7 protein-coding genes are annotated in these 5,770 nt (G+C 43.4%); 4 read left to right on the top strand and 3 right to left on the bottom strand.

Annotated elements, in window-relative coordinates; genetic code table 11:
- Positions 1-261 precede the first annotated feature (261 nt).
- Positions 262-390 carry a hypothetical protein gene (locus tag IQ229_RS24505; RefSeq protein ID WP_265582970.1) on the bottom strand — a complete coding sequence of 43 codons (129 nt, stop codon included), beginning with the start codon at positions 388-390 and terminating at the stop codon, positions 262-264.
- 592 nt (positions 391-982) lie between these two features.
- Here IQ229_RS24505 and IQ229_RS10440 point away from each other — a divergent pair.
- Both IQ229_RS10440 and IQ229_RS10435 read left to right on the top strand, forming a co-directional pair.
- Positions 983-1,876 (top strand): ribbon-helix-helix domain-containing protein, encoded by an 894-nt coding sequence (locus tag IQ229_RS10440; RefSeq protein ID WP_194043433.1) that lies wholly within the window; start codon positions 983-985, stop codon positions 1,874-1,876.
- A complete protein-coding gene (locus IQ229_RS10435; RefSeq protein WP_194043432.1) occupies positions 1,876-2,100 on the top strand; it encodes a hypothetical protein in 225 nt (74 codons plus the stop codon). The genes IQ229_RS10440 and IQ229_RS10435 overlap by 1 nt, the downstream gene beginning before the upstream one ends.
- 22 nt (positions 2,101-2,122) lie before the next feature.
- On the opposite strand, the gene IQ229_RS10430 is transcribed toward IQ229_RS10435, so the two are convergent.
- Positions 2,123-2,668, bottom strand: coding sequence for a hypothetical protein (locus tag IQ229_RS10430; protein WP_194043431.1), 546 nt, complete (start codon positions 2,666-2,668; stop codon positions 2,123-2,125).
- 121 nt (positions 2,669-2,789) lie between these two features.
- On the opposite strand from IQ229_RS10430, the gene IQ229_RS10425 reads away from it, so the two are divergent.
- Positions 2,790-3,005 carry a hypothetical protein gene (locus tag IQ229_RS10425; RefSeq protein ID WP_194043430.1) on the top strand — a complete coding sequence of 72 codons (216 nt, stop codon included), beginning with the start codon at positions 2,790-2,792 and terminating at the stop codon, positions 3,003-3,005.
- A gap of 45 nt (positions 3,006-3,050) precedes the next feature.
- On the opposite strand, the gene IQ229_RS10420 is transcribed toward IQ229_RS10425, so the two are convergent.
- Entirely contained in the window at positions 3,051-4,244 is a 1,194-nt protein-coding gene (locus IQ229_RS10420) for a site-specific integrase (protein ID WP_194043428.1), read from the bottom strand.
- Positions 4,245-4,875: 631 nt separating this feature from the next.
- Between IQ229_RS10420 and IQ229_RS10415 the strand changes: the two genes are divergently transcribed.
- Positions 4,876-5,736 carry a Tab2/Atab2 family RNA-binding protein gene (locus IQ229_RS10415; RefSeq protein WP_194043427.1) on the top strand — a complete coding sequence of 287 codons (861 nt, stop codon included), beginning with the start codon at positions 4,876-4,878 and terminating at the stop codon, positions 5,734-5,736.
- The last annotated feature ends 34 nt before the right edge of the window (positions 5,737-5,770 follow it).

Here is a 5,770-nt window from a genome sequence, read left to right as displayed (position 1 = left end):
TTTAGGTACTTAGGGTTAACCTTATACCCTAATAATCCCCAAATGTCTGATAACCTATATTATCCCCCTCATTAAGGTGGTATCATACCAGATACCATAAGGGAGATACTAGATACCATAACAGGAAACCCTAGAGGTTAATCTAGGGTGGTTAAGAGATAGGAATGATTATTTATACTTATTTGGATTCTAGGGTGGTTATCCGGGTTTCTAGGCTATCTAGCTTACCTAGTATGGATACTTCGATCGCTGGATAATCCCCTAGCCTTGTCTGATACAGTCGGTGATGAGTTGCTGTTTAGACTTACCTGTAATAGCCTTGGCTGACTCTAGAAGGTCTTTGATGTCCTCTGGTAGTCTCAAAAGCATTGCTGGAGTTTTAGTTTTCATAGTAGTTTTCCTATATCATTATATCATTATATAGTCATATAGTCAATATTTAGATATCTATAGTACCAAATAATGGTATCTAGTATCATAGCATTTACATGAGGGAGATAGGATACACTAGAGAAGAATAGAGGAAATGATGAGATAAGGGTTAACCCTGATACCAAAACAATGGTATCTGGTATGATACTAGAGTTATGTGGGAGATAGGAAGGGGTACAGTATTCACTAGGGATTTATCCACAGACTAAACTCTATGTATTTCTGAATAAATCAGTAATAAGTCTATGGTATTTCCTAAGTGGTATCTGGTATGATACCATTCAAGCGAGGGGGATAAGGTAGGGTACAGTATACACTCTGGGGTTTCTGATAGAGTCTAGTCTATGATCTTATGGATAACTGGGGAATATTCCAATGGTTGTTTTTAGCTGTGGTATCTGGTATCATACCAGTCAAAAGAGAGGGATAAGATAGAAACCTAGACAGAGTAGGGGTTTTAGAAGTTAGCCAGGGGTTGATACCAAAAATGACAATATACAAGAGAAGTGGTATCATGGTATCACACCAAACATAAGAGAGGGATAGGAAGATGGCTAACAATATTACAAACATGACTCTGCGACTACCTGATGATCTGAACTTGCAACTACAGGCGGCTTCAAAGGCGGCTGATGTCAGTAAACATCAAATGATACTAGACCTAATCCGCTCAGGTTTAGCTGGTCAGGTTAGCCAGTCCTTAGAGGTAGCACAGCAGGTTAAGGAACAACTAGCTGGCGATCGCCCCATTACCGATGTTGCCATAGATACTAAAAATGCCTTGGATATGATACAGGCACAACTACAGATGTTACAGGGGCAATACCAAAGTCTTAAAGAGGATATTGCTAAGAAGAAAGAGGAGCCTGAAGTTCAGTTTAAGGCAGGCTATGAGATTACTAAACAGTCTACCCTCAAGTACTCCATGCTACTGGCCAGCGATGGTTATGAGCAAGAATGGGGTAGGGGTAATAGAAAGGATAAATACATCTACCATACTGACCTCGGTATCATAACCAAAGTGGGTAGAACTAAAACAGGTAGAAAGTCCTTCTGGGTATTAGCTACAGATGTGGAAGATTTACAAGTTAGCCCAGATGGAGACTTTATCAGCCCATTAGGTGGATATGGCTATGACCTAGAAACATGGGAAAGAGAAGCCGAGGAAGTTAAGGGTAACTCTGGGGTATTGGCAAACCCATACAAATATTGGGCGGCTGATGATGAGGAAATGGTATCTATCGATTATGAACTCGGTATCACCGCAGAATATCTACATGAAACCTTCGATATCGACTTTAAGGTACTGTTCAGCCGAACCACGCTAGATATCCAAATAGATGGTGTATGGACTCACTTCATTAAGCAGTCAGATGATATTTGGGCTAAGACAGGTTACTATCGCGCCATCGATTATAAGGCTAAGGTGCTAGGAGTTAAATAATGGATGATCAGGATTGGGCTACCCAGCCCAGCCCCTTTAAGGGCCAATACTTACCCGACTACCAACCCCTAGTTAGATGGGTAATGCCTAAGACCTCCGAGGGGTTACTGGAGACTTACTACTACAACAAAGTGGGTCAGATGGTTAGAGAAGTATTCAACCAATCCGGTAAGAAAGTAGGGGTTAACCTAATCAGAACTGATATGTATAAGGCTACTGGTTAAACTAAAACCACCCAGCGATCACTTAATCAACATCACAGGTGTTTAATAACCCCGCATTAGCACTTTGCTGTACTGCATTTGCAAAGGCAGTGGTTCCAATAGCAGCATAACTATAGTTATCTAATAATGCATCTAGTTCTTTTAGACCCTCTGGGGGTAATACCTTTGCTATTTCTGGGTAATCCGAATCCCTGAAACCAGAACTAGACCACCAAAATATACCAAATGGGCTTCTATCAAATGTCTGGATAACATCAAGGTCATCTGTAAATAGCATATAGTCTAGCTTGCCATCTGTGCCCTTGAACTGGAACACCCAAGCGCCCAAAGCCATCCCCATATTGTAGACCTTGCATTTAGTCCTATCAAAGGGTTCTGTATCCATATCATACATATCATCGGATGCCCCACCTACCGGGGCTTGGACTTGGGCTTGTTCCTGGTTTGTTCTAGCTGCACCCATTTGAAACACCATGTAGGGTAAAGACCCTAACCCCCCGATGACAGCTATTGCGGCAGCTAATCTAATAGGATGCTTTTCAATAAGGTCTATATATTTATTTAGCATTAAAGTTACCAGTATAGAATACTACCTAGCTCAGTCTATTCTGGTAAATATCCGAGGTCAATGATACCAATACCTAGTTGACTAAGTGTCTACAACAGCATACAAAAAAGACAACCCTGATATGACCCTTAAACCCCTGAGTATCCTAAAAGGCTTTAACCGGGAACAGAAAGCTATTTACAAGCTATTGACCCCTGAACAAAGACAAAGACTAATAGCGGTACTTAGGCAGCGATCGCGGGGAACCAGAAAGCCAACACTGAAGCGCCATAAGAAAACCCCAGTAACCCCGGTGTCCTCTGTGGATGCAATAGTAAACTCCCTTGAAATCCAGTAAATATAACAAAGACCCCAGAGTATTCCAGGGGTTCTTTATTGGCTCCTATAGTTCCGGTAGACTCAAGGGTACTGTGTTACCCGCATAATGCTTTAGGATAATCTCTGGGCTATTACCTGCCAACTTGGCTACTGTGGAGACTGTTAGACCCTCAGCCAGCATCAGGGTAATAAATGTATGCCTAGTGTTATAGGGGCATCTGTAGCGCTCGATTTTGCCCTCATCTAGTAACCCTTGAAGTACTCCATTATAGTTTTTCTTGCTTGTCCTGCCGCCCTTCCAGACCTGAGTAGAGAACCGGGTGTTACTGATTATTCCCCCAGTAGGACTGGTAAATACTGATTCTTCTGGGCCAGGATTAGGGGGCCTAATGGATAATAATAGTTCTCTGACTTGGCTATTACATGGGAACTTTCGAGCCTTGCCTGTTTTAGTCCCCTTCCGGATATTTAGCTGACTATCATAGGATTCTGAGAATGTGATCTGAGTGCAATCAGAGTTGATATGTTGCCATTGGAGCGCGATCGCTTCCCCAGTCCTGCAACCAGTCCAGAATAGGAACTTAACAAAGGGCGCGTAGTGTGGTCTGGTATCCTCAAATGCCTTGATAATGATATTCATTTCTACCCTACTGAAAGGGTCAATGGCATCAGAATCATGCTTAGGTAGCTTGATGTCTTCTGACATCCCGGCAAATGGGTTATCTTTTGCCAACCCTGAGACAACCGCCCATTTACAACAGGCGGCTAGATAGGTCAGTACCCTCTTAGCTGCATTGGGGGTCAACTGGGTTAACAGATGATCTCTGATAGCGATCGCCTGGCCCATGTCCTTAGTAGGCAGTGCATTAATGTGATTTGTATACTTTCTGGCATAGTCGCGCCTATATGTAGTAGAGGCTAGCTGAGGCTTCATATAAGCACAGTATTGCTCCCATAACCCCATGATGTCTGTCTGTGGTGTATTAGGCTTAACTATGGATAACTGTGGGCGCTTGTAGTTCTCCAGCTTCTCTCTATAGCGCTCCAAGGTTGGATCAAGCTGCCCTGTGATTATCTCTTCTTCTATCCAGTTTGCTATTGAGTCTACTCGGCGGCGATTAATCTCATTAGTATCTAACCCGGTATTAAGATATCTGTTCTGACCGGCCTGGGTAACTAATCGGGGCAACCGGAGCCTTAACTTTCCCCGGTATTCCTCTACTCCTACATTACCCCTAGCGCTTTTTGCTATGCTCATTTTGGCTATCAATAACCTTTAGTCCCCTGATGATAGCCAGTTTGATAGCCAAAGTCAATGAGTCTTGGCTAGATTATGGGGCAAAAAAGCTCTATAGGTGCCAAAGGGTGCGAAGCTACCGGTCTGCAAAACCTCCACCCCCGGTTCAAATCCGGGTGCCGCCTTAAGGCTTTCAGCCTTTTAGGACAATCAAAAAACAACCAACTGGGGTAAATGATATTCAAAGCCCTAGTTTACCTTTAGACATCCGATAGGTTAACCCTGTTTGCCTCCGTTTGCCATCTCTGGCTTACCAATTCAGAGATAAGCTAATCGTCATTCATTTTTCCAGAATGATTCGGTTGTAGAATCATATCCAGCAGACCAATATAACCCCTTGTTGCTTGATCCAAAATCTTCAGCATTGTCTTGCTGGATAGATTTAGAAGCCACGGACAGTTGCAAAACTTTCTTCTCTCAGATATCCACAATCCGCTTAAAATCTTCTTCTGACATCTTGCCAAAGCCATGACAAGCCCAAAAGACACCCTTTGCCCCCCGCGCCCTGCCTCTTTTCAATGCCCAATGCGCCCCAACACTCGTATGATCAACATATCAAGAAAACATAACAGCCAGATTTTTACCGTAAAACATGGGCAGTATTTGGGAAATCGATTTTTACTCCCGTCCGATTTTGGACGCTAATCAAAAAAAAGTTTGGGAAGTCTTAGTCTGCGAAAGCCCCTTGGATATCGGCGCAAAAGTAGACTCTTTGTTCCGCTATGCTCAATATTGTCCCAGTACCCAGGTAAATTCGGGCTGGTTGCGGACAGCATTGCAGGAGGCTATTGAACAAGCTGGAAAAGCACCAATTAAAATCCGCTTTTTCCGCCGCCAAATGAACAATATGATTACTAAAGCTTGCCAAGATTTGGGCATTCCCGCCCAGCCTAGCCGCCGCACTTTGGTTCTCAATCAATGGTTAGAACAGCGGATGGAGGAAGTGTATCCTCAAGAGGCAGGGTATCAAGGAGGGACTAATCCCTCAGTCCGTTTGGAGAAACCTTTGCCGCAACGTTTACCAGATGCTTTGGAAGGACAGCAGTGGGTATTTGTTACCTTAGATGCTGCGGATTTTGCGGATATGCCAGAGTGGGAAATTGGCTTTGGTGAAGCTTTCCCTTTAGAGTTGGCGAAAGTTTCACCTGAAGCTCGTATTCCTGGTATTTTGATTTTCTCATCAAGAGCGTTGCCCTTGGCTGGCTGGATGTCTGGTTTGGAGTTGGCTTTCTTAAGATTTGACGCCAGCGAAGAGGCGAGATTGCTTTTAGAAACTGGTGTAACTGAAAGCTGGATTGTGGCAAATATTAAAAAACCTCAAATCTTAGCAGAAGCGAAAGCTTTTGAAGAAGCCAAGCAAAAAGCTAATGGAGTACATTTTATCGGTGTACAGTCCGATCCCAAAGCAGAATCTTTTGCTGGTTTTTGGCTGTTGCAAGAGGTTAATTTGTGAAAATGGGCATAGGGCATAGGGCATAGGGCATGGG

It is taken from the genome of Nostoc cf. edaphicum LEGE 07299, assembly GCF_015207245.1.
Classification (GTDB): domain Bacteria; phylum Cyanobacteriota; class Cyanobacteriia; order Cyanobacteriales; family Nostocaceae; genus Nostoc; species Nostoc edaphicum_B.
Note: the sequence above shows the minus strand (reverse complement) of the source record. Positions and strands in the feature narration are given on the sequence as shown.

Coding starts and splice junctions, on each gene's coding strand:
- IQ229_RS24505 (WP_265582970.1), bottom strand. CDS start 390: ATGAAAACTAAAACTCCAGCAATGCTTTTGAGACTACCAGAGGACATC.
- IQ229_RS10440 (WP_194043433.1), top strand. CDS start 983: ATGGCTAACAATATTACAAACATGACTCTGCGACTACCTGATGATCTG.
- IQ229_RS10435 (WP_194043432.1), top strand. CDS start 1,876: ATGGATGATCAGGATTGGGCTACCCAGCCCAGCCCCTTTAAGGGCCAA.
- IQ229_RS10430 (WP_194043431.1), bottom strand. CDS start 2,668: ATGCTAAATAAATATATAGACCTTATTGAAAAGCATCCTATTAGATTA.
- IQ229_RS10425 (WP_194043430.1), top strand. CDS start 2,790: ATGACCCTTAAACCCCTGAGTATCCTAAAAGGCTTTAACCGGGAACAG.
- IQ229_RS10420 (WP_194043428.1), bottom strand. CDS start 4,244: ATGAGCATAGCAAAAAGCGCTAGGGGTAATGTAGGAGTAGAGGAATAC.
- IQ229_RS10415 (WP_194043427.1), top strand. CDS start 4,876: ATGGGCAGTATTTGGGAAATCGATTTTTACTCCCGTCCGATTTTGGAC.